Here is a 20,063-nt window from a genome sequence, read left to right as displayed (position 1 = left end):
CCAGCCCTCAACCCGTCACGGAAAACCCGTCCGCACTCTCACTCTCAGGGGGCGTTGCGGGGGCTCGCGGCAGGGAGGCTTCGCTGTGTGCTGGGGATGAAGGCTGTTCCCGAGATACAGATGCCAGCGATGACGACACAGAACCAGCCAAGTGAAAGGTGAGGTGTCATGATCGCATATAGGCCCGACACCGCGAAAATTCCGAGATTGAGCAGGCTGGCATGATAGGAGTTGATCGTGCTGCGCCACCGTTCGGAAAGATGATTAAGTCGCGCGTGGTGAAGCGGCCCTGCGGCGCCGTAGCCGAAGGCCCAGGGTGTTCCCAGGAGCGCGAGAAGATAGGGCGAGTCCACAGGCAGGGCGAACAAAGCGATGCCTGTTGCCGAGGCAACAGTGAGCGCAGGCAGCGCCAATATCGGCCATCTCCTTTCGAGATCATGGCCGCACAGATTCCCGGCGATGACGACAAGTCCAAACCAGGCCGCGATAAGCCCCGCGCCGGAGGTGGTAAGCGTCAGGCTGCGAGCTGCGACGTTTGCCACGATGGCTCCGAAACCGGCAGCGCATCCTAGCCATAGAAAGCTGGTCGCAAGACCGGTGCGGACGCCTACCGTCTGCAAGGCTGCCCCGTGAGTGGAGAAGAAGGATGTTGGGCGCCCCTGCTTACCAGGGGGGCATCGGACGACAACCCCGATAGCGCAGAGAAGCGCAGTTCCTCCAAGGATATGATACGCATGTTGCCAGCCAACTTCGCTTGCCATCCAGCCGGCCAAAACGGGCGTGACCACGAAGGAAGTCATCAGCCCTACAAAGACCCTTGCGATCCGCCGGCCAATTTCATCGGGAGGCGACTCATCGGCGACCATCGTCAAGGCGTTCGGTTGGATGATCGCCGCGCTGCAGCCCGCCAATCCTGACAGCCAGACCGCAATGGTGAGGCTGCCGCAATGCGGCAGAACCGACAGCGTTGCTGCCTGACCGAGAAGGCCAGCCACCAACATGTATTTCCGACCAAAGCGGTCGGACAGAGGTCCTGCGGCAAGTGCGACTGCCGCGTATACTAGACCATAGGCCGCAGGAAGAAGAGCGATACGGCTCGATGGCACGCTGAAATGACTGCCCATCACGGTCATCATCGGCCCGGCGATGACTTCCGCCGAGCCGATGATGAATAAACAGACCCATAGAATCGCGAACTGGATGCCCGTGCCCCCGCTTCTGCGGGCATTTTTCAAAACATTGATCAAATTCAACCGGTTCCCTCCAGACTGGCACCGGGCCGCATGCCGAGGAGAGAAAAAAGCTCCAGTCTTGTACCGAGATCTTCCCTGAAACTTCCGGTCATCCGGCTTGTGATCATCGCGACACCCGGTTTATGCACGCCGCGCGTCGTCATGCATTGGTGCGATGCCTCGACAATGACCGCAACCCCGCGCGGTTCGAGAACAGTGGTAATGGCATTAGCGATCTGTGCCGTCATCTTCTCCTGGATTGTGAACCGTCTCGCATAGCCTTCGACGACACGCGCCAGTTTGGAGATACCCACGACCCTGGTCCGGGGCAGATATGCGACATGGGCGGTTCCCACGATAGGCACCATATGGTGCTCGCAATGGCTTTCGAACCGAATGTCGCGCAAGGCGACGATCTCATCGTACCCTTCAATCTCCTCGAATGTTCGCCCAAGAACCTCTTGCGGCTCCATCGCGTAGCCGGCGAAAAATTCGCCATAGGAGCGCACGACCCGATCTGGCGTACCAAGCAATCCTTCGCGGTCCGGATCGTCACCTGCCCAGCGGAGCAGTGTCCGTACAGCTTCTTCGGCTTCAGTGGCTGTTGGTCGTGCGTCGGGCGCGATCGATACGGCATCAAACATGGTCAATCCCCTTTCGCACAATCCTAGAAGAAATGGATTTCCAGTTTGATGTCCTCGATATAGTCCCAGTCGATACCGTCGACGCGGAAGCTGGTTGCGTCGTAAACGCCATCGTCATAGGTATCATCGGGATCGATCGTAAGACCGGCGCAAACATATTTGCGCAGATAATCATCGTCGGTCGGAACGATGGCCTTTTTGCCGAAACCCGAGACATCGACGATGTAATTTATATCACCGGCCTCATAGGCCCGCACAACATTCGCGCCGTTGGCGAAACCGATGTGGCGAATCAGGTCGACCGCGAAATTATTCGCGCCGACTTCGAACGAAACCCGATCTTTGCGCTTCTGGTCGGTCATCTCCGGTGGCGCATCGAGTCCGTTGGCTTGGCCTTCCGTTTCATAGTAATGGAGCGCCGATTGTACGCCTCGTAGGTCGTAGATGTACGCGTAGCGCTCGATATTCTTCTGCTTCGCCGCGCAAATGAAGAAATAGTGACCAAGGCTATGCAGAAGCATGAAAATCCGGGACGGTAAGGACACGCCCTGCGCAAAGGAGATATCGCGCCCTTTGATGATGGTCTTGATGTTGAGCGGATGCCCAGCAGCCTCGCTGTATCGCAGCCCGTACATGCGCCCCAGTTGATCGCAGGCGGCTTGGTATTCCTCCTGCGTGACGAGAGCCAGAACGTCGCGGACGTAATCGTCGGTGGCGACGGCGGGGGCGAGGTGGAAGTTTTCGGAAACATGCGACATACATCTTCTCCTTATGTAACTAACTGGTGGGATTTGCTCTGCGGATCTTCGGACTTCCTCTGCTTGAGTTATGGCGGGCGCCCGCGTTAGTGGGCGCCGCTGGGTTGGACGTTGACGGAGGTGGGCCAGTAGTAGGCGTCCGATAGGACGCGTGGACCGAACATGGTCTGGTCCCCACCCGGGCGATCGTGGCGCCTTCCTCGATAGCGGTCTCGAAATCACCCGACATGCCAATCGACACGTGATCGCAGCAGGCTTCCACGATCGTATCGGCCAGTATGCAGCCGCCATAGTAGCGGGCGCCGGAATAACCTTCGGCATACTTGTTGGTAAGGATCGATCCCCGCGCGGCACGAACCTCATCGCTGACAGTGTTTTCAGAGGCAATCAGCTCGATATTCTCGTCCTGATGGCGAGCCTCCTCTGTGACGGCCGACCAGAGCGCTGTGTCGCTCTTCGTGCTGGAGGGGCATGGGTCGGCCGTCTGCAACATAGAGGTATCCTTCAATCAGGGAGGCTGGGAGCGATCACTACGAGCCGCTCGCCTGCGGCGGGGTTCGAGCGTACGAGTCGAAAGTGTCTGACCTGCGCAAGGTTCGAAGCCAGGATTCAAGCATTGGCCCGGCTGCGGCAGCGAGCGGTTTGGCATATCGTTCGCTGTCGGCGCGTAGGACGCTCAGATCGACATTTGCTTCCGACAACTCAAGCGCATGTCCAATGAGCCATCGCTCGAAGCCCGGCCCGCCGGCTTCGGGATGGAATTGCAGACCGAGCGCGTTGCCGTATGAGAATGCCTGGTTGAGGCAAATGTCTGTTGACGCGAGATGCTCAGCCCCGGCTGGCAGATCGAACGTATCGCCGTGCCAATGCAACACCGGTGCCCCGCCGAGCGCCACGAGAGGGGACCGTTCGCCGGCCGGGCTCAGGGTGACGGGCTTGAACCCGATTTCCTTCGCGGGGCCGGGATAGACACGGGCACCGAGTGCGCGGGCGATGAGTTGCGCCCCAAGGCAGATGCCGAGGGTCGGGCGGTTCGCGGCGAGTCGCTCCCTGAGAAGTTTGAGCTCATCGAGCAGAAAGGGATACTTATCGTCTTCGTAGGCGCCGATCGGCCCACCAAGGACAATGAGAAGCTCTGTCTTGACAGGTTCGAGTGTCCACAACTCATCGACCCCGATGTCGTAGTAGTGGACCTTGAAGCCCGCCTTCAGGAGCACCGGTTCGAAGACGCCAAGATCCTCGAATGCCAGATGCCGGATTGCAACGGCGGTTTTAAGCACATGGCCTCCATAATGACATAGGACATTATGATATTGACACAATCCATTTGTAATGTCTTGAAGGTTGATGTTCAAGCGCAAACGGGGGTCGCAGTGGCAGCTAGTGATTTTCGGGCGGTAATCGGCCATGACATGCAATCGGACGAGGGACGCGAATTGGGGAAGGAGGACTGGATACGAATGAAGCTGATCTCGGGAAGGACCGCAGCCGAAATCGCCGGTAGCGTTGAACAGGCCATCAGGACGGGTCGGATCGGCGCGGGCTATAAACTTCCGTCCGTGCGCGATGTTGCGGATCAATTGGGGGTCAATCGCAACACCGTAATGATTGCCTATTCCCGGCTAAGAGATGCGGGCCTGATAACTGGGGCCGGCAGGCAGGGATCGCTTGTTGCGGGTGTTCAGCCCCTTGATGCCTACCGGCCCATCATTCCAGCCGACGCACGTGATCTTGCATCTGGTAATGTCGACGCTTCGCTGCTTCCTGATTTAAAGACCTATTTGCAGGACTTGGAGATTTCCTCCGGTGGATATGAAATGGTCGATGATGATCAGCTGTTCATCGAATTCGGGAAACAGGTGCTCACTAGCGAAGGCATAACGGCCCGGCAGATTGGCGTTGTCTCCGGTGCCATGGATGGAATTGAGCGCGCCCTTCGTGCGCATGTCCGTTCTGGAGATGCCATAGGTGTCGAGGATCCCGGCTATGTCTCGGTGCTGCTGCTTGTCCGAGCGCTGGGTCTGCGCCCTGTCCCGATCGCCATGGACGATGACGGCATTACTGTCGAAGCACTCGGGGCCGCGTTGACGGCGGGTATCAAGGCCCTTGTCATCACCCCCCGCGCACAAAACCCCACCGGCGCACGCCTGACCGCAGGCCGCGCCCGGGCCCTTCGCGATGTCCTCGACGCCTATCCCGGTGTGCTGCTCGTCGAGGACGATCACGCGGGGGGCGTGTCTGGGGCCAAGCGTTACACGCTCGCCCCGCGTGATGCCGAAAAGAGACCTTGGACGGTCATTCGATCAGTTTCCAAATTTCTCGGACCGGATCTGCGTCTTGCGCTGGCCGCCGGTGATGCCATGACGATTGCCCGTCTACGTGACCAGCAGGCGCTCGGCCCGCGCTGGGTCAGCCACATTCTTCAGCGACTAGCTTTTCGGATGTGGTCGGATCCGCAGACGACCCGGATCATTGACAATGCCTCCAAGACCTATGCCGGGCGTCGTGACAAACTCATATCCTGCCTCGCCGGGCGCGGATTGACGGGATATGGGGCGTCGGGTCTACATGTCTGGGTCCCGGTGGCGCGGGAGGCAGAAGCGGTGCAGGGCATGCTAGTGCGTGGCTGGTCGATTCAGGCCGGGGAGGTCTTCCGCCTTCGTAGTGAGCCCGGCGTGCGCATCGGTATTGCTGGTCTCAAACAAGGTGAAGAGGAAAGCGTGGCTGCGGCATTGGCCGAGAGCCTGATGCCTGGGCGGGCTGTCTACAGTTGACCGGTTCAGGACTCCCGCGCGATACCCCTGACAGGAGCGGTATCGCGCGGGTCAGTTCAATAATCTTTCAGGAAGAACTCAGACTTTCCGGCACCGCAATCCGGACAGCACCAGTCCTCATCGACATCTTCCCATGATATGCCGGGCGCTATCCCATGTTCGGGGCAGCCCTCGACTTCATCATAGACAAAGGAACAGAGCATGCATTTGTATTGCACGGGCGCTGCGTCCTGAAATGATGGTTGCATATTTCACCTCGAATATTTTCAGGCCGCAATGCCAAGGGCAAGGAAACCATCCTGGCCACATGCTGTGTCGAGAACGCCCAGGTTGCGGGCCAACTCTGTAACTCCGGAATAGTCGACGCGCAGGGCTGCATTCGCATTCAGCGGACGACAGTCGGCAATGATGCTTGCAGCGCCGGGAATCTGTAGTTGCTGGAGAACCGACTCCCAAACATCGAGCTCCATATCGGCGAACCAGGCTATGGGCTTGGGAAGAATCTCCGCGAAGAAAGCCTTTTCGACGGGCGAGAGTGCCGGATAGAACGCTTCCGCCAGAAGCGTGAAGATCTTGCTGTGCGCAAGCTCGTCGTGCCGATGCGCCGCGACAGTCGCGCGATTCATCGGTTGAATATCTTGGCAGTCGGAGAGTTGATGAAGATAGTCTGAAACGAAAATCTCCGAGACGACCGACGTCGCAAGTTGGATGAGGATGCGTTGCCATGGCTCGCTATAGCCAGCCTGTTCCATTTCCATAAATCGAACGAGATTAAACGTGGGAACGCGAATATGTCCGAGATCTCGGTGGAAGCGAGTCAGGCGATTGGCATTTTCCACGAGCAGAAGATGATAAGCTTCGTCGACCAAGGTTTCGCAGATGATATGGCGGAAAGTATCACCGCCAAGACCGGGAATTTGCCCGGCCAAAGCGTCATTGCAGGACGGCGTGACGATAGCTGTTTCGATTGCAACGGTCTTTTCATTGTATATCAACCATCCGCACGAAAGAATCTTCTGCCGGTCATTCGGTGAAAGCGACTGGAACCGTGGATGTTCGCAGAACGGTAGCAATTTCTCTAGGAAGTCCGCCTGCGTGGGGTCGAAGTCGAGTTCGACTGGCTCTCGTCGCACCTTCGCCCGTTTCATCCAGCCCTCCGCGATTCTGTGCAGCATAAGCTGCGACTGGGAGCAGGCATGCGTTTGGAGATCGATGGTTTGGCTCTGGCAGGTAAGCATTCGCAGATCCTTCCGTTTGCGTGGCTGACTTGATCCTTCACGTGCGTGGCGTATGTGCGCTCACAGAATAATGACCTATGCCAATATATAATATAGCATGGGTCATTATAGCGAATCGAAAAAGAGAGTCCAGCGGTAGAGGCCTGCTGGGCAGATGAGGTCGGTTACTGAAATTGAATAGCGGCGAAGCTTGTTGGCTGAAGGGAATGGCTTTGGTTCGCTTGCCAATTTGGTTTGGGCTATCGTGAAGCGCTTTAGGAAAGCGGGATCGTCTGAGCTTGGTCGCCCGCTTGCGGGTTCGGCGCTCTTTCGGGGCATTGCGGATCTCCGCGCTGGGCACCGAACGCCATTCTTCTAGCTCGAGACGAGTTACGGCAAAGCGGGTCCGCAGTCTCAGGGGGCGTTGCGGGGTCTCCTGCAGAAGGGGGTGTGCCGGCAACGCCAGTGCCGGTCAGGGCGAAGGCTTGCCCTCCTTGCAGACCTATCACGTCGTAAGGGCGGGAATACGCCAGAGCGGAAACACACAAAGCCGCCGATCAGCAAATATATTTTTCGCCGGGCAACCGAAAATCCTGGATCAAGCCGGAAACGCATCCATCAGAATGAATGTCGCATCCTGCCGCTGATGGGCATTAATGAGCAGCACCAGGCGCGTGAAATGCTCCCTCCGGCAATGAGCGTCCAGCGCCGCCCGATCCGGCCATTCCTCGCTGAAGATGAAGTGTCCGGGGTCTTTCTGGTCAATGAACAGGTCATGGGCGATGCAATGCTCTTCCTGTCGGGTTTTCTCGACCAGTTCGCGGTAGAGCGGCAGGACGATCTCGACCGCTTCCGGCTTGATGAAATCCTGGGCGATGACCTTGAGCATGAGACCGTATCTTTCTGGGAATTCGGCATTGCCGCTTTCCCTATTATGTTGCTGTTCAAGGGTGGATCACTGCGACTCCAGCGGCAACGAAGGCGCTATCGTCTCGTGTGGCGACCGCAAATCCGTGAACGGTGGCGATGGCCGCGATGTAGCCATTCGGTGTCGGAAAGCCCTTGCCAGCTTTGCGGGCGCTCACGGCAAGGTCGGCATAATGACGGGCGGCAGAAGTATCGAAGGGAAGGATTCTGCCGTCGAACAGGTCGAGCATCCCGTCGAGCGTGGCCGCGAGCTTTTGCTTGCGCCGTCCGTCCGGCAGGACTGCGATGCCGAACAACAGTTCGGCGACGGTGATGCTGGAGAGATAGAGGGTCTCGGCGGCCTGCTCGTCGAGCCAGTCGCGCACGGCGGGAGCCGGTTCCGGTTTCATCGCCTCGGAAACGACATTGGTGTCGAGAACGATCATTTAAAGCTCATGGGCTTGGCAGGCGTCCGATCGCGGCCCTGTTCCAGCGCCTCGAAATCGGCATTGGTCAGCCCGGCATCGCGGCTCAAGGCCGAGAGGGCCGAGCCGATGCGAAGACGGTTCGCGGGACGAACCGCCGCTTCAAGAATGTCGCGCATTTCGGCTTCGGCGCTGCGCCCATGATGGGCGGCGCGCACCTTGAGGGCGCGGTGTGTCTCGTCGGACAAGTTGCGAATGGTGACGGCGGGCATCTGATAGCGCCTCGTAAAAGGTGATGGCTATGCTATCAATATAGTTGAATTGCCATCATTTGCAAGGTGCGCTCGCCATCGCGCGTGTGCGTGGAACATCACGCATGGGGACCAAGTGGCAGCACTGGTCAAGCCGCCTCTGCCCACCTGAACCCAGATTGCTCGCTAATTTGTAGGGGCATGGAGGGCTATGGAGTAGATATAGTTCTCATCCGGGTCCCGCATGGCCCGCCAGGTTTCAATCCCACTCTTTCCCGAACCGTCTCCGAAACCCCAGCTTAGCTGCGGGTTTGAGATGCGATTCGCATCCCTGTGCGTCCCACATGATCCAGGCCGACATTTTTGCCAATGTGGGAACAAATTTTATGATCAGAGGGATGAAAAGCACTTCGAACGGGCTCTCGAGGCCCAAGGAAAAACAGCGGCGCGTGAGTCTCGGCGACGGCCTCATGCGCCTCGAACGGCCGGGGGGCACCAGCAGCTGGGTGTGCCGGGTCCAGAGCGACGGCGTGCGCCGCGATTTCGGCCTTGGCAGCTGCCAGAAAGTCAGTCTGGCTCAGGCGCGCGAAATGGCGCAAGAAATTCGCAGCCAGATCGAGATGGGCGTTGATCCTCAAATTGAGCGCCGCAAGCGACAGGCAGTGCCGACCTTCAAGGACGCCGCCGTCACAACCTACGAGATACACTCGAAGACGTGGCGCAACGGCAAGCATCACGCGCAATGGATGCGAACGATGGAGCTTTACGCCTTCCCGCACATCGGAAAATTCAAGGTCGATCAGATCACCGGTCCTATGATCCGCGACCTGCTCGCGGAAATCTGGCTAGCGAAGCCCGAGACGGCGCGCCGGGTCCGCCAACGGATCGGCGCCGTGCTCGATTGGGCTTATGCGTCGGGCTATCGCGATACCGATGCCCCGATGCGGGCGATCACGAAAGGCCTGCCCCGCCAGCCCCGCCGGGACAATCATTTCGCGGCGATGTCCTATGAAGATGTTCCCGCGTTCGTGCAGCGATTGCGTGAGCGGGAATCGTTCAGCCGCCTCGCGCTCGAATTTGCGATTTTCACGGCCGCCCGGTCGGGGGAGGTTCGCGGGGCGACGTGGGGTGAGTTCGACCTAGAAAAGAGGCTGTGGAAACTCTCCAAGGACCGCATGAAGGCCTATCGGGAGCATGTCGTTCCCCTCACCCGCCGCCCGCTGCGCATCGTCGAGCGGTGCGCGCGGCTCCGCATCAAGGGGTGCGATCTTGTCTTTCCCGGTATGCGGCGCAATCGACCGCTGTCGGATCAGACGCTGACCAAGCTGCTCCGGGAAATGGGCGAGCCATACACGGCCCACGGGTTCCGCTCGTCATTCCGGGATTGGGTGAGCGAGGAAACGAACCACCCGAGCGACGTTGCCGAAGCCGCCCTCGCCCACACGGTCGCGAATAAGGTCGAGGCCGCCTATCGGCGCGGCAACCTCCTCGAAAAGCGCCGCCTGATGATGGAGGATTGGGCGAACTATTGCGACGGGAGGAAGCGGTGAGCCGCTACACCCGCGCGCGGCGCCACCTGCTCCGTCAATATGAGCGCGCCGTCGATCGGATCGGCGAGGCCGACCGCGCCATCTTTCTCGGTCACCGTGTCGAGGAGCTCAGCTATCGCCAGCTTGCCGAGCGCCATGGCGTCAGCATTGCCGAGGTCGAACAAGCGATGATCCGCAGTTTGCGGGTCATCGCTCAGGCCGTCGATGGAAAGAACCGCAGGTGGTGGCAATTCTGGCGGCAGTGACGCCGCTTCGACCTTGCCAATCAGCCGCCGCGCCGACAGGGTGCCGCCAGCGATGAAAACCGACCTCGACCATCTTCCCGCCAACAAACAGCGCGAGCTTGAACGCGTGAAGGCAATCGTCTTCGAAGAGTTCGAAGATGCGATCGCACTCGGCACCATGGGCTGGAAGAAGAAAGGGCGGATCGACAAGATCATCCTTTACGGCAGCTACGCGCGCGGCGGCTGGGTCGATGAGCCGCACACCGCCAAGGGCTACCGCTCCGACTTCGACCTTCTCATCATCGTCAACGACAAGCGTCTGACGGAGAAGGTCGATTTCTGGGGCAAGCTCGAAGACCGGCTCATTCGCGAACTCGCGATCGACAAGACGCTCAAGACGCCGGTCAACTTCATCGTTCACACGCTGCAGGAAGTGAACGATGGCCTCGCCCATGGCCGCTATTTCTTCATGGACGTCGCGCGCGACGGAATCGCGCTCTACGAATATGACGACAAGCCGCTCCACACGCCCAAGCCAAAAACGCCGGAGCAGGCGCTGGCGATGGCGCGGGAATATTTTGACGAATGGTTTCCGTCAGCAATGGGTCGGGAAAAGCTCGCTCGATACGCGGTTCAAGAAGGCCTATTGAAGCACGCGGCATTTGAATATCATCAGACAGCGGAGACGCTTTATCATTGCGTCCTGTTGGTCTGCACCTTCTATACCCCGCACGTCCACAATCTCGCCTTCCTGCGCACGCAGGCTGAGCGCATCGACATGCGCTTGGTCGATGCTTGGCCACGTGAGCGCCGCGAGGACCGGGCAAGATTTGAAAAGCTGAAAGAGGCCTATGTGAAGGCCCGCTATTCGAAGCATTACCGCATCACCGGAGAGGAGCTGACGTGGCTTGGTAGTTGCGTCGAGGAACTCGGCCGCGCGGTCCACGCGATTTGCTCGGAGCGGATAGCCCAACTCGAAGCAAACGCTTCAACTCGCCCCTGATCGTCCAATGCCATACAAAAACCGCGCGGCTGCGCGCGGTTTCGCGTGCCGGGTATGGCATGTTTGCCCGGTGCCATACGCTCAAAGCCGCAGAAATCCGACCATCGCGTGCCGAAGGCTGGCACGGCTTTTATCTTGCCCTCTTAAAATCATCCTCACCAACTGCATTCCTGACGCAAGACCCCTCACCATCAACGGCTGAAATCGACCGATTGCGGACATCGGCTTTTCGAATAATACTAGCAGTATGAATCTGCGTCTCCTTCCTCTGCTAGCTGGACTTCTGTCGCTTGTTGGGTGCGCAAATCCAAATCGACCCATCGAGACGAAAGCTGGTAACCTCTCACAAGCGCAGGTTGATGCAATCGTTGAACGATGTGGCGGCACTTCGCGTATGGCTGTAATTGAGAGGGATACGCTGACAATTAAACCTGCGTCCGATTTGACGGTCACAGGGTGCGTGCTCAAAGCTTTGCACGCTACAGGGGAGACCTCGCTGCCCACCGTAGACAATCAGCGCTATGAGACGCCGGAACGGCGCTGACGCGCGTCCGCTTCCCACCCCATTTCGGGCGCTGCATCCGCGCTGCCGACATGGCGGCAAACGACCGTCTACCGACGTTGACAGTCGATGAGCCAACCCTTCATAGCCCGGCCATGCCCAACACTATTTATTTCGAATGCGAGTATCTGGACGGGCAAACACCTGCCCTGATGCCCTGTATCGACGGCAGTCGCCTCGCAGACCTTGTGGCTGAGTTCGAACGAGCAAGCGGTTTCAACGATCCTGCGGGTGGCTACGGCGGGATAGTGCCATCATACTCCAATCTCGGCCCGCTCTCGGACTATTTTTCTGGGCAGCAGGAACCAGTCGAAGGCGATGAATCGGGCGAAATCTATGCGCTGTTTTGCGATTGTGGTGAGGCCGGTTGCTGGCCCCTCATGGCTCATGTCCGCATAGAAGGGGAGCGCGTGCTTTGGGATCGCTTCGCGCAACCTCACCGACCCAATCGAGACTATTCTGGGTTCGGCCCGTTCGAGTTCGATCGATCAGCATATCGGCAAGCGATAGAGCGAATCGCGCCCTTCAGCGTCACGGATTGACGTCCGCTCCCACCCCATTTCGGCCGCTCGCCGCCGGGGATGGCCGAATGACGGCAAACGACCGATTGCTGCCGAACGGGATGTGAACCCCGGCGAAAGCCGGGGCCCAGAATTCCGATACGAACGTCACAGGTTGCCGCACTGGGCCCCGGCTTTCGCCGGGGTTCACGAGGGGACAGCTCCCCACCCCAAAACGGTCAATCGCCCCTGGGCTCGCTCAATTGCCGGAGCCGCATTTTTCGGGCCGCGATGCTTCGCATCGGACCCACAATTTATAATCACACACCTTACGCACGGGTGCATAGCGCTTTTCCGCCACTTATCGAGGCGACAATCCGACTACACCGCTGCCTCGTTTCCGCAAAGTGACGGTATTCTGCTACGTTTCGAGGCTGCGCATCGCACTCTCGCCGGACACGAATATGGCGGACGAAAATGACCTGAGCGGCGGATCAACCGCGCGCGAATTGGAAGCGCTGAACCGGCGTCCGGGTGACGTGTAGATCGTCCCTCCGGCCGAAAGCCGCTGTCCCTCGACACTCCGCCGGCGTCCGCAAACGCGTGGCGATGCTCCCGTATGCGGAGCGTCCGGCGACAACCCAGAGCATCCAACGGGGCGAGTTGCGGTAGCCGGGCGTAGAAAAACAGGCATTGGCGCACAAACGTCGTGTGGAACGGCGCAGCACAAATTTGGATAATCGGGCGAGACGGGGCGGCAACCCTTCCAGCCGCCCCGTCACCGTTCAAGAGCGAGGGTGCCGTTGTGCCATTTAAGTCCCCTGCCCCACCACCGTCCTCACCGCTTGCAATAGAGCCCATCAGCATGCGGGTTCCAGATGCTTGCCGATTTACGGGACTCAGCCGCAGTTCCCTCTACCTTCTCATCGCAAGGGGTGAAGTCGAGATCGTCAAGATGGGCGCCGCGACCTTGGTCCTGACGGAAAGTCTCCGCAACTTGATCGAGCGGCAGCGCGGCACTTCTACCAGCCAGACGGCGGTGCCAATCCGACGCCGCAGCGATCAGGGCGAAGTCCGGAAGTCTGGTCGGCAATCTCGCAGCAGGCGCGCGGCCAACGATTTTGCGTCTATTCCCCTCTTCGAGCGGGAATAGGCAGCTTCGCGCCCAATCCAAGCCGTTCGGTAGCCATTCTTTCCTGCCCGGAAGCGGCCATTAAATTGTGGCCGGGTCTGGGAACGAAGCCGTCGTTCCCGGCTCGCTGCTGGAATGACGGCTCTCAGCGAGAGCAGTCCCTCCCGCTTTGCAAAAGCGCCACTGGCGCTTGACGATGGTGGGTCGTCAGCGAACTGTGGGCCTATAACCTGCCATCTGAAAACTAATCCCAGGTGACTACGGATGACGAAAGGGGAGCGGTTATCCCCACTTGTGGTGGCTCGCCGTCCGCTGCTACCGCCGGTTCATGTTCGAACAGACCTTCAAGAACCTCGACGACATCCTGCGCAAGGAGGCCGGCTGCGCTTCCGAGTTGGACTACACGGAACAGACCAGTTGGCTGCTATTCCTGAAATACCTGGACGATCTGGAAGTCAGCCGCGCCACCGAAGCCGAGCTTCGCGGGAAAGCATACACCCCAATCATCGACACTGCGCATCGCTGGGGCCTGTGGGCCGCGCCAAAGGATGCCGCCGGCAAGCTCGATCACAATCGCGCCAAGACCGGGTCGGACCTGATCGCGTATGTGAACCGCGAACTATTTCCCTATCTCGAGGGGTTTAAGGGCCGCGCCACCAGCGCCGACACTATCGAATACAAGATCGGCGAGATTTTCGGCGAAATCCGAAACAAGTTCCAGTCGGGCTACTCGCTACGCGACGCAATCGACGCGATCGACCAACTGTCCTTCGGCAGCCAGATGCAGAAGCATGAGCTTTCGGAGCTGTACGAAGCCAAGATCAAGAACATGGGCAACGCCGGTCGCAACGGCGGGGAATATTACACCCCGCGTCCGCTGATCCGCGCGATGATCAAGGTGGTGAAGCCGACACTGACGGATACCATTTACGATGGCGCGGCCGGTTCCTGCGGCTTCCTGTGCGAAGCCTACGATTACCTCCGGCCGCTGGCGAAAACCGTCGACGACCTCGAAAAGCTCCAGAAGCGAACTTTCTACGCCAAGGAGAAGAAAAGCCTCGCCTACGTCATCGGCACGATGAACATGATCTTGCACGGGATCGAAGCGCCCAACATCGTCCATACGAACACTTTGGCCGAACCTGTGTTGGACATTCAGGAGAAGGACCGCTTTGACGTCATCCTGGCCAACCCGCCCTTCGGTGGCAAGGAGCGGCCGGAAATCCAGCAGAACTTCCCGATCAAGACCGGGGAGACAGCCTATCTGTTCCTCCAGCACTTCATCAAATCGCTGCGCGCAGGTGGATCGGCGGCGGTGGTGATCAAGAACACCTTCCTGTCAAACACCGACAACGCAAGCGTGGCGCTGCGCCGCGAGTTGCTGGAAAGCTGCAACCTGCACACCGTGCTCGATATGCCCGGCGGCACCTTTCAGGGCGCGGGCGTCAAGACCGTAGTGCTGTTCTTCGACAAGGGCGAGCCGACCCGCAGCATCTGGTATTACCGGCTCGATCCCGGCCGCAACATGGGCAAGACCAACCCGCTGAACGATGCCGACATGGCGGATTTCATCAATCGGCAGGCGAGCTTCGCCGAAGGGCCGAACTCGTGGAGCGTGACGGCGTGCACGCTCGATCCTGTGACCTTTGACCTGACCGTGCGCAACCCCAATACGCCCGAAGCCGAGACGCTGCGCAGCCCGCAGGAAATACTTGACGAGATTGCTGCGCTGGATGCTGAGAGCACCGAGCTTCTGGCGCGCGTGAGGGAATTGTTGTGATCAGGAGAGAGGTTGCTGCTCTAGGGACCGTGGCCCGATTTTGCGGCGGTGGCACTCCGTCGAAATCACAAGCGTCGTTTTGGAATGGCGATATTCCTTGGGTGTCACCTAAGGACATGTGGGTGGACGAGATCACAACGGCAGAAGACAAGATAACCGCTGAAGCTATTCGCAAGAGTGCGACCAACCTAGTTCCCGCGAACTCAATCTTGTGCGTCGTGCGTTCGGGCATCCTTGCACGCAGATTTCCCGTAGCCCTGACCAGTCGCGAAGTGGCGATCAATCAGGACATCAAAGCAATCGTTCCCGGCAAGAAGCTGGATGCTCGCTATCTGTTTTACTTTCTGAGAGCTTCAGAGCCGAGCATTTTGGCGAGCGTTACAACGGGAGCAACGGTGCATCGGGTTGGAACGGATGCGCTAAAGGCTCTGGAAATCCCCCTGCCACCTCTCGAAGAACAGCGGCAGATTGTGGCGGGGCTGGATGAGGCCTTCGCCGCCATCGCCACCGCAACCGCCAACGCCGAAAAGACCCTCGCCAATGCGCGAGAGCTATTTCAGGCCGAATTAGACGCCTCATTTGCTAAGCTCCATCCCGGATGGCGGCAGAGCAGCCTGGTGGACCTGATCGACATCACTCACGGTTTCGCGTTCAAAGGTGATGATTTTGTATCATCCGATGACGGCACTAAGCCGATTGTGCTAACCCCGGGGAACTACACTGAGGATGCCGAACTAGCGTTCAATTCTCGTAATACGAAGCGATTGATTAATGGAGAAACCCCGCCTGCGTTCACGTTCGATCCGGGTGATTTGACCGTCGTTATGACGGATTTATCATCGAAAATGAGAATATTAGGTCGCCCGGCATTTGTCGAAAATGCCAATGTTTTGCACAACCAGCGTATTGGGCGGGTAGTCTTTCGAGAAAAATCTGTTGATCCTCGACTGATTTATTATTCAATGCAAACTTCGACATCATTGTCGCGTATACGTGACACAGCGACAGGGACAATGGTCCGCCACACGGCACCAAAACGAATATTGGCAAATACAATTTCCTATCCTGCCGATCGGAATGAACAGAAAGCTTTGGTAGCGCGTCTGGACATGATCAGATTAGAGGCCAAGGCACTGCAAGCCATCCAAAAGACGAAGATGCACAAGCTTTCGGCTCTTAAGCAATCGCTTCTCGACCGTGCCTTTACCGGCGAACTCATAGCTGTTTCCACCTTGGTGGCCAACGATAACTGGAAAAGCCCTGCCTTTACCGCTCAAGTCATCGCGCTGGCCTATCGCAATCACGTCGCTTTGGGCACGCAGGCGACATTTGGACGAGTGAAAGCCCAAAAGGCGTTGCACCTCTGCGAAAGCGTCGGTGGTGTCGATCTGGGCCGCAATCCAGTCAAGGATGCAGCGGGGCCAAACGATTTCCAGCACATGCTCGCCGCAGAGGAATGGGCAAAGACGAACCAATTCTTCGAATTTGTGCCGCGCCCCTCCGGTAATGGCTACAGCTTCAACAAGCTTGCCCGTTTCGACGCTTTGGTCGCCAAGGGGTCGGCGGCTTTGCAGCCGGTGAAGGATCGCCTTGAGAGGGCTATCGGCCTGATTGCCCCGATGAACTCGGAGCAGGCCGAATTGCTCGCCACTGTCCATGCGGCTTGGAATAACCTGCTTATGGATGGCGCAGAGGCCAATGAAGCGGCCATCATCTATGAAGCTCGCGAAAACTGGCACATCGCTAAGCAGAAATTTGCCGAGGGTAAATTTTTCCAAGCGATTGCAACGATCCGGGCGAAGGGGATCGAGCCTGACGGATCAGCCAAACGCGTTGGTAGGCAGGAGGCATGGGTCTTTTGAATGAAGCCGAGACCCGCGCCGAACTGATCGACCCCGCGTTGCGCGAGGCCGGCTGGGGCGCGGTCGATGGCAGCCGTACCCGGCGCGAGGTGATCGCGCCCGGCCGGATCATGGGCAAGGGGAAGCGCGCCCGCGCGCTCTCCTGCGACTATGTGCTGGTCTATCGCAACACCAAGTTGGCCACGCTCGAAGCCAAGGCGGCTACGAAGAGCTATACCGAGGGTGTCGGGCAGGCGAAGGACTATGCCGCCCGCCTGCAATGCCGATTTGCCTATGCCAGCAACGGCAAGCAGATTTACCGGATCGACATGGAAACCGGCGCGGAAGGGCTGGTCGATGCCTACCCCACGCCGCAAGAACTATGGGATGCGACCTTTGCCGAAGCGAACCGCTGGCGCGACCGCTTCGCCGCAGTCGCCTACGAAACCGGCGGCGGGCGTTTCGAGCCGCGCTATTACCAGCACAACGCCATCGAGCGCGTGCTGGAGGCGATCAGCGAGGACCGTGACCGCATCCTGCTGACACTCGCCACCGGCACCGGCAAGACCGCCATCGCCTTCCAGATCGCTTGGAAGCTGTTCCATGCCCGCTGGAACCTCTCCGATTGGAAAACGGCGGATGAGCCGCAGCGGCATCCGCGCATCCTGTTCCTGGCCGACCGCAACATCCTCGCCGATCAGGCCTACAACAGCTTTGCCCCCTTCGACGATGGCGCGCTGGCGCGGATCACGCCAGGTGACATTAAGAAGAAAGGCGCGGTGCCGAAGAACGCCAGCGTGTTCTTCACCATCTTTCAGACCTTCACCAGCGGCACCGACGCCAACGGCGATCCCGCACCCTACTTCGGCGATTATTCGCCCGATTTCTTTGATTGCATCATCATCGACGAATGCCATCGCGGCGGCGCGAAGGACGAAAGCGAATGGCGCGCGATCCTCGACTACTTCGCGCCCGCCGTGCAGATCGGGCTGACAGCCACGCCGAAGCGGAAGAACAACGCCGACACCTACGCTTATTTTGGCCAGCCGGTTTACACCTACTCGCTGAAAGAGGGCATCAACGACGGCTACTTGACCCCGTTCAAGGTCCGCCAGATCGGGACGACGATAGACGAATATGTCTACACCGCCGACGATGCCGTGATCGAAGGCGCGGTGGAGGACGGCAAGCGCTACACCGAGGGCGACTTCAACCGCACCATCGAAATCCGCGAGCGCGAGTTGTATCGCGTCAAGACCTTCATGGACATGATTGATCAGCGAGAGAAGACGATCGTTTTCTGCGCGTCACAGCCCCACGCTGGCATCGTTCGCGACCTCATCAACCAAGTGAAGGCCAGCAACAATCCGAATTATTGTGTCCGCGTGACGGCCGCTGATCAGAAGATCGGCGACCAATGGCTGCGTACCTTTCAGGATAACGACAAGACAATCCCAACGATCCTCACGACCTCGCAGAAGCTGTCCACTGGGGTCGATGCCCGTAACGTCCGCAACATCGTGCTCATGCGTCCGGTCAATTCGATGATCGAGTTCAAGCAGATCATCGGGCGCGGGACTCGGCTATTCGATGGCAAGGATTATTTCACTATCCTCGATTTCGTGAAGGCCTATCAGCACTTTAACGATCCCGAGTGGGATGGCGAGCCGCTGGACCCTGAGCCGCCGAAAGGCCCGCGCGAAGGGAAGCCAGAGGGCGATCCACCAGAGCCATCCGAACCGGGGCCGGACCCCGAGCCGCCCAAGACCAAGCTGGTGATCCGGCTGGCGGACGGGAAGGAACGCGCATTCCAGCATATCAGCGCGACGACCTTTTGGAGCGTCGATGGCAAGCCGGTTTCGGCGCAGCAGTTCATCGAAGACCTGTTCGGCCAATTACCCGATCTGTTCCGCGACGAAGACGAGCTGCGCGCGATCTGGAGCCAGCCGGACACGCGGCGCAGGCTCGTGGAGGGCCTGGCCGAACGCGGATTCACCGGCGAGGCGCTCGACGGCATCCGCCGGGCGACGGATTCGCAGGAGAGCGACTTGTTCGACGTGCTAGCATTCATCGCGTGGGCACGTCCGCCCCTCAAGCGGATCGAGCGGGCAGACACTCGGCGCGCCACGATCCTTTCCCGATATGGCGATAAGCAGCGTGACTTCCTCGATTTCGTTCTCTCGCAATATGCGGCCATTGGCGAGAGCGAATTGGACGACGGTAAGCTTCCCGCCCTACTGGAACTGAAATACGGAACGCCAATGGATGCCGTGCGTGAGCTGGGGTCGGTTGCCGAGATCCGCTCCACGTTCCTGGGGTTCCAGCGCGGCCTGTATGAGCGTGAGCGCTGAAGCTAAGCTGATCGGCAGCTACCCAGTAATGCCGGTCGTTCATGTCTCAACATCGAGCGACTTAAGTTGGTCGGCACCGGGCGCTGGGTAAATGTCAGCTATCCACCTTCTCGCCCCTTAAAGCCGACGTTCGCCTACCGGCCAGAAATGCTCGTCAGGCGCGCGGAATTCCGGCCAATTCTGCCGGTGTCACTACGGGCTCTTTCCGATCTTTCCGCTCCGAATAGCGGTCGACGAGCTGATCGACATGGCCACGCGTGAGGACGGTGAAGCGCACTAGTTCCTCGGCGACATCGACCATCCGGTCATAATAGCTCGATGGAAGCATCCGGCCCGCCTCGTCGAACTCCTGATAGGCCTTTGCGACACTCGACTGGTTGGGGATGGTGATCATCCGCATCCAGCGGCCGAGGATGCGCAGCGTGTTGACGCTGTTGAACGACTGCGACCCTGCCGACACCTGCATGACCGCGAGCGTGCGGCCTTGCGTCGGCCGGAGGCCCTTATATGCGAGCGGGAGATGATCGACCTGCGCCTTCATGATGCCGGTGATCTGGCCGTGACGCTCGGGGCTGCACCACACTTGGCCTTCCGACCAGAGCGAATGCTGGCGCAGTTCCTCGACGGCCGGATGATCGTCATCGGCGACCTGATCGGGCAGTGGGAGGTCCGAAGGATCGAAGATGCGCGTCTCGCACCCGAATTGCTGCAGCAGGCGCGCGGTCTCCTCGACAACCAGCCGCGAGTATGAGCGTTCGCGTAAGGACCCGTAGAGCAACAGGATGCGCGGGGCGGGGGCGAGCGGCCCGAGACCGAGCGCGGGCTGCGCGCGGAGATATTCGGGGCTGAGCGCTGGAAGATGGTCAGGATCGGCGAGCGTGCGTAGGCGAGAGAAATTCTGGTCTGTCATGAT

19 protein-coding genes are annotated in these 20,063 nt (G+C 59.2%); 8 read left to right on the top strand and 11 right to left on the bottom strand.

Translation table 11 applies throughout. The annotated features are described in order from the left end of the window. Positions 1 to 44: 44 nt before the first annotated feature. Genes LDB26_RS08820 through LDB26_RS08800 form a run of 5 tightly spaced genes read right to left on the bottom strand, consistent with a single transcriptional unit; the run spans position 45 to position 3,914 of the window. Entirely contained in the window at positions 45 to 1,253 is a 1,209-nt protein-coding gene (locus LDB26_RS08820) for an MFS transporter (RefSeq protein ID WP_257541710.1), read from the bottom strand. Then, a complete protein-coding gene (folE, locus tag LDB26_RS08815) occupies positions 1,250 to 1,876 on the bottom strand; it encodes a GTP cyclohydrolase I FolE (protein WP_257541708.1) in 627 nt (208 codons plus the stop codon). The genes LDB26_RS08820 and folE overlap by 4 nt, the downstream gene beginning before the upstream one ends. 23 nt (positions 1,877 to 1,899) lie before the next feature. Then, on the bottom strand, positions 1,900 to 2,634 hold the full coding sequence (locus LDB26_RS08810; protein WP_257541706.1) for a hypothetical protein: 735 nt from the start codon (positions 2,632 to 2,634) through the stop codon (positions 1,900 to 1,902). Between the two features lie 19 nt (positions 2,635 to 2,653). Further along, positions 2,654 to 3,127, bottom strand: a complete 474-nt coding sequence (locus LDB26_RS21635) for a hypothetical protein (RefSeq protein WP_373886180.1) — start codon at positions 3,125 to 3,127, stop codon at positions 2,654 to 2,656. A 37-nt stretch (positions 3,128 to 3,164) separates the two neighbouring features. Continuing rightward, a complete protein-coding gene (locus LDB26_RS08800) occupies positions 3,165 to 3,914 on the bottom strand; it encodes a glutamine amidotransferase (RefSeq protein ID WP_257541704.1) in 750 nt (249 codons plus the stop codon). A gap of 180 nt (positions 3,915 to 4,094) precedes the next feature. On the opposite strand from LDB26_RS08800, the gene LDB26_RS08795 reads away from it, so the two are divergent. Next, a complete protein-coding gene (locus LDB26_RS08795) occupies positions 4,095 to 5,408 on the top strand; it encodes an aminotransferase class I/II-fold pyridoxal phosphate-dependent enzyme (RefSeq protein ID WP_257541702.1) in 1,314 nt (437 codons plus the stop codon). A 56-nt stretch (positions 5,409 to 5,464) separates the two neighbouring features. Here LDB26_RS08795 and LDB26_RS08790 read toward each other — a convergent pair whose 3' ends face one another. The 5 genes from LDB26_RS08790 to LDB26_RS08770 form a co-directional block, all read right to left on the bottom strand. Further along, positions 5,465 to 5,611: a rubredoxin gene (locus tag LDB26_RS08790; protein WP_373886195.1), complete on the bottom strand. Its 147-nt coding sequence runs from the start codon at positions 5,609 to 5,611 to the stop codon at positions 5,465 to 5,467. Positions 5,612 to 5,674: 63 nt separating this feature from the next. Beyond that, positions 5,675 to 6,583: a diiron oxygenase gene (locus LDB26_RS08785; protein ID WP_257542031.1), complete on the bottom strand. Its 909-nt coding sequence runs from the start codon at positions 6,581 to 6,583 to the stop codon at positions 5,675 to 5,677. A 640-nt stretch (positions 6,584 to 7,223) separates the two neighbouring features. Beyond that, positions 7,224 to 7,514, bottom strand: coding sequence for a putative quinol monooxygenase (locus LDB26_RS08780; RefSeq protein ID WP_257541697.1), 291 nt, complete (start codon positions 7,512 to 7,514; stop codon positions 7,224 to 7,226). A gap of 55 nt (positions 7,515 to 7,569) precedes the next feature. Further along, positions 7,570 to 7,977: a type II toxin-antitoxin system VapC family toxin gene (locus LDB26_RS08775; RefSeq protein ID WP_257541695.1), complete on the bottom strand. Its 408-nt coding sequence runs from the start codon at positions 7,975 to 7,977 to the stop codon at positions 7,570 to 7,572. Further along, positions 7,974 to 8,228: a plasmid stabilization protein gene (locus tag LDB26_RS08770; RefSeq protein ID WP_257541693.1), complete on the bottom strand. Its 255-nt coding sequence runs from the start codon at positions 8,226 to 8,228 to the stop codon at positions 7,974 to 7,976. The genes LDB26_RS08775 and LDB26_RS08770 overlap by 4 nt, the downstream gene beginning before the upstream one ends. A gap of 323 nt (positions 8,229 to 8,551) precedes the next feature. On the opposite strand from LDB26_RS08770, the gene LDB26_RS08765 reads away from it, so the two are divergent. The 7 genes from LDB26_RS08765 (at position 8,552) to hsdR (ending at position 19,150) form a co-directional block, all read left to right on the top strand. Further along, positions 8,552 to 9,757 carry a tyrosine-type recombinase/integrase gene (locus LDB26_RS08765; protein WP_373886179.1) on the top strand — a complete coding sequence of 402 codons (1,206 nt, stop codon included), beginning with the start codon at positions 8,552 to 8,554 and terminating at the stop codon, positions 9,755 to 9,757. Continuing rightward, positions 9,754 to 10,002 carry a sigma factor-like helix-turn-helix DNA-binding protein gene (locus LDB26_RS08760; protein WP_257541689.1) on the top strand — a complete coding sequence of 83 codons (249 nt, stop codon included), beginning with the start codon at positions 9,754 to 9,756 and terminating at the stop codon, positions 10,000 to 10,002. Before LDB26_RS08765 ends, LDB26_RS08760 begins: the two co-directional genes overlap by 4 nt. Positions 10,003 to 10,054: 52 nt before the next feature. Continuing rightward, positions 10,055 to 10,984, top strand: a complete 930-nt coding sequence (locus LDB26_RS08755; RefSeq protein ID WP_257542029.1) for a nucleotidyltransferase and HEPN domain-containing protein — start codon at positions 10,055 to 10,057, stop codon at positions 10,982 to 10,984. A gap of 594 nt (positions 10,985 to 11,578) precedes the next feature. After that, positions 11,579 to 12,088: a hypothetical protein gene (locus LDB26_RS08750; RefSeq protein WP_257541687.1), complete on the top strand. Its 510-nt coding sequence runs from the start codon at positions 11,579 to 11,581 to the stop codon at positions 12,086 to 12,088. Between the two features lie 1,418 nt (positions 12,089 to 13,506). After that, positions 13,507 to 14,958, top strand: a complete 1,452-nt coding sequence (locus tag LDB26_RS08745) for a class I SAM-dependent DNA methyltransferase (RefSeq protein ID WP_257541685.1) — start codon at positions 13,507 to 13,509, stop codon at positions 14,956 to 14,958. Further along, complete coding sequence (locus tag LDB26_RS08740; protein WP_257541683.1) at positions 14,955 to 16,820, top strand: restriction endonuclease subunit S; 1,866 nt, start codon at positions 14,955 to 14,957, stop codon at positions 16,818 to 16,820. The genes LDB26_RS08745 and LDB26_RS08740 overlap by 4 nt, the downstream gene beginning before the upstream one ends. Beyond that, complete coding sequence (hsdR, locus tag LDB26_RS08735; protein ID WP_373886194.1) at positions 16,817 to 19,150, top strand: EcoAI/FtnUII family type I restriction enzme subunit R; 2,334 nt, start codon at positions 16,817 to 16,819, stop codon at positions 19,148 to 19,150. The genes LDB26_RS08740 and hsdR overlap by 4 nt, the downstream gene beginning before the upstream one ends. Before the next feature lie 154 nt (positions 19,151 to 19,304). Here hsdR and arsH read toward each other — a convergent pair whose 3' ends face one another. After that, positions 19,305 to 20,060: an arsenical resistance protein ArsH gene (arsH, locus tag LDB26_RS08730; protein WP_257541679.1), complete on the bottom strand. Its 756-nt coding sequence runs from the start codon at positions 20,058 to 20,060 to the stop codon at positions 19,305 to 19,307. Positions 20,061 to 20,063 lie beyond the last annotated feature (3 nt).

It is taken from the genome of Sphingobium sp. CFD-1, assembly GCF_024611115.1.
Classification (GTDB): domain Bacteria; phylum Pseudomonadota; class Alphaproteobacteria; order Sphingomonadales; family Sphingomonadaceae; genus Sphingobium; species Sphingobium baderi_A.
Note: the sequence above shows the minus strand (reverse complement) of the source record. Positions and strands in the feature narration are given on the sequence as shown.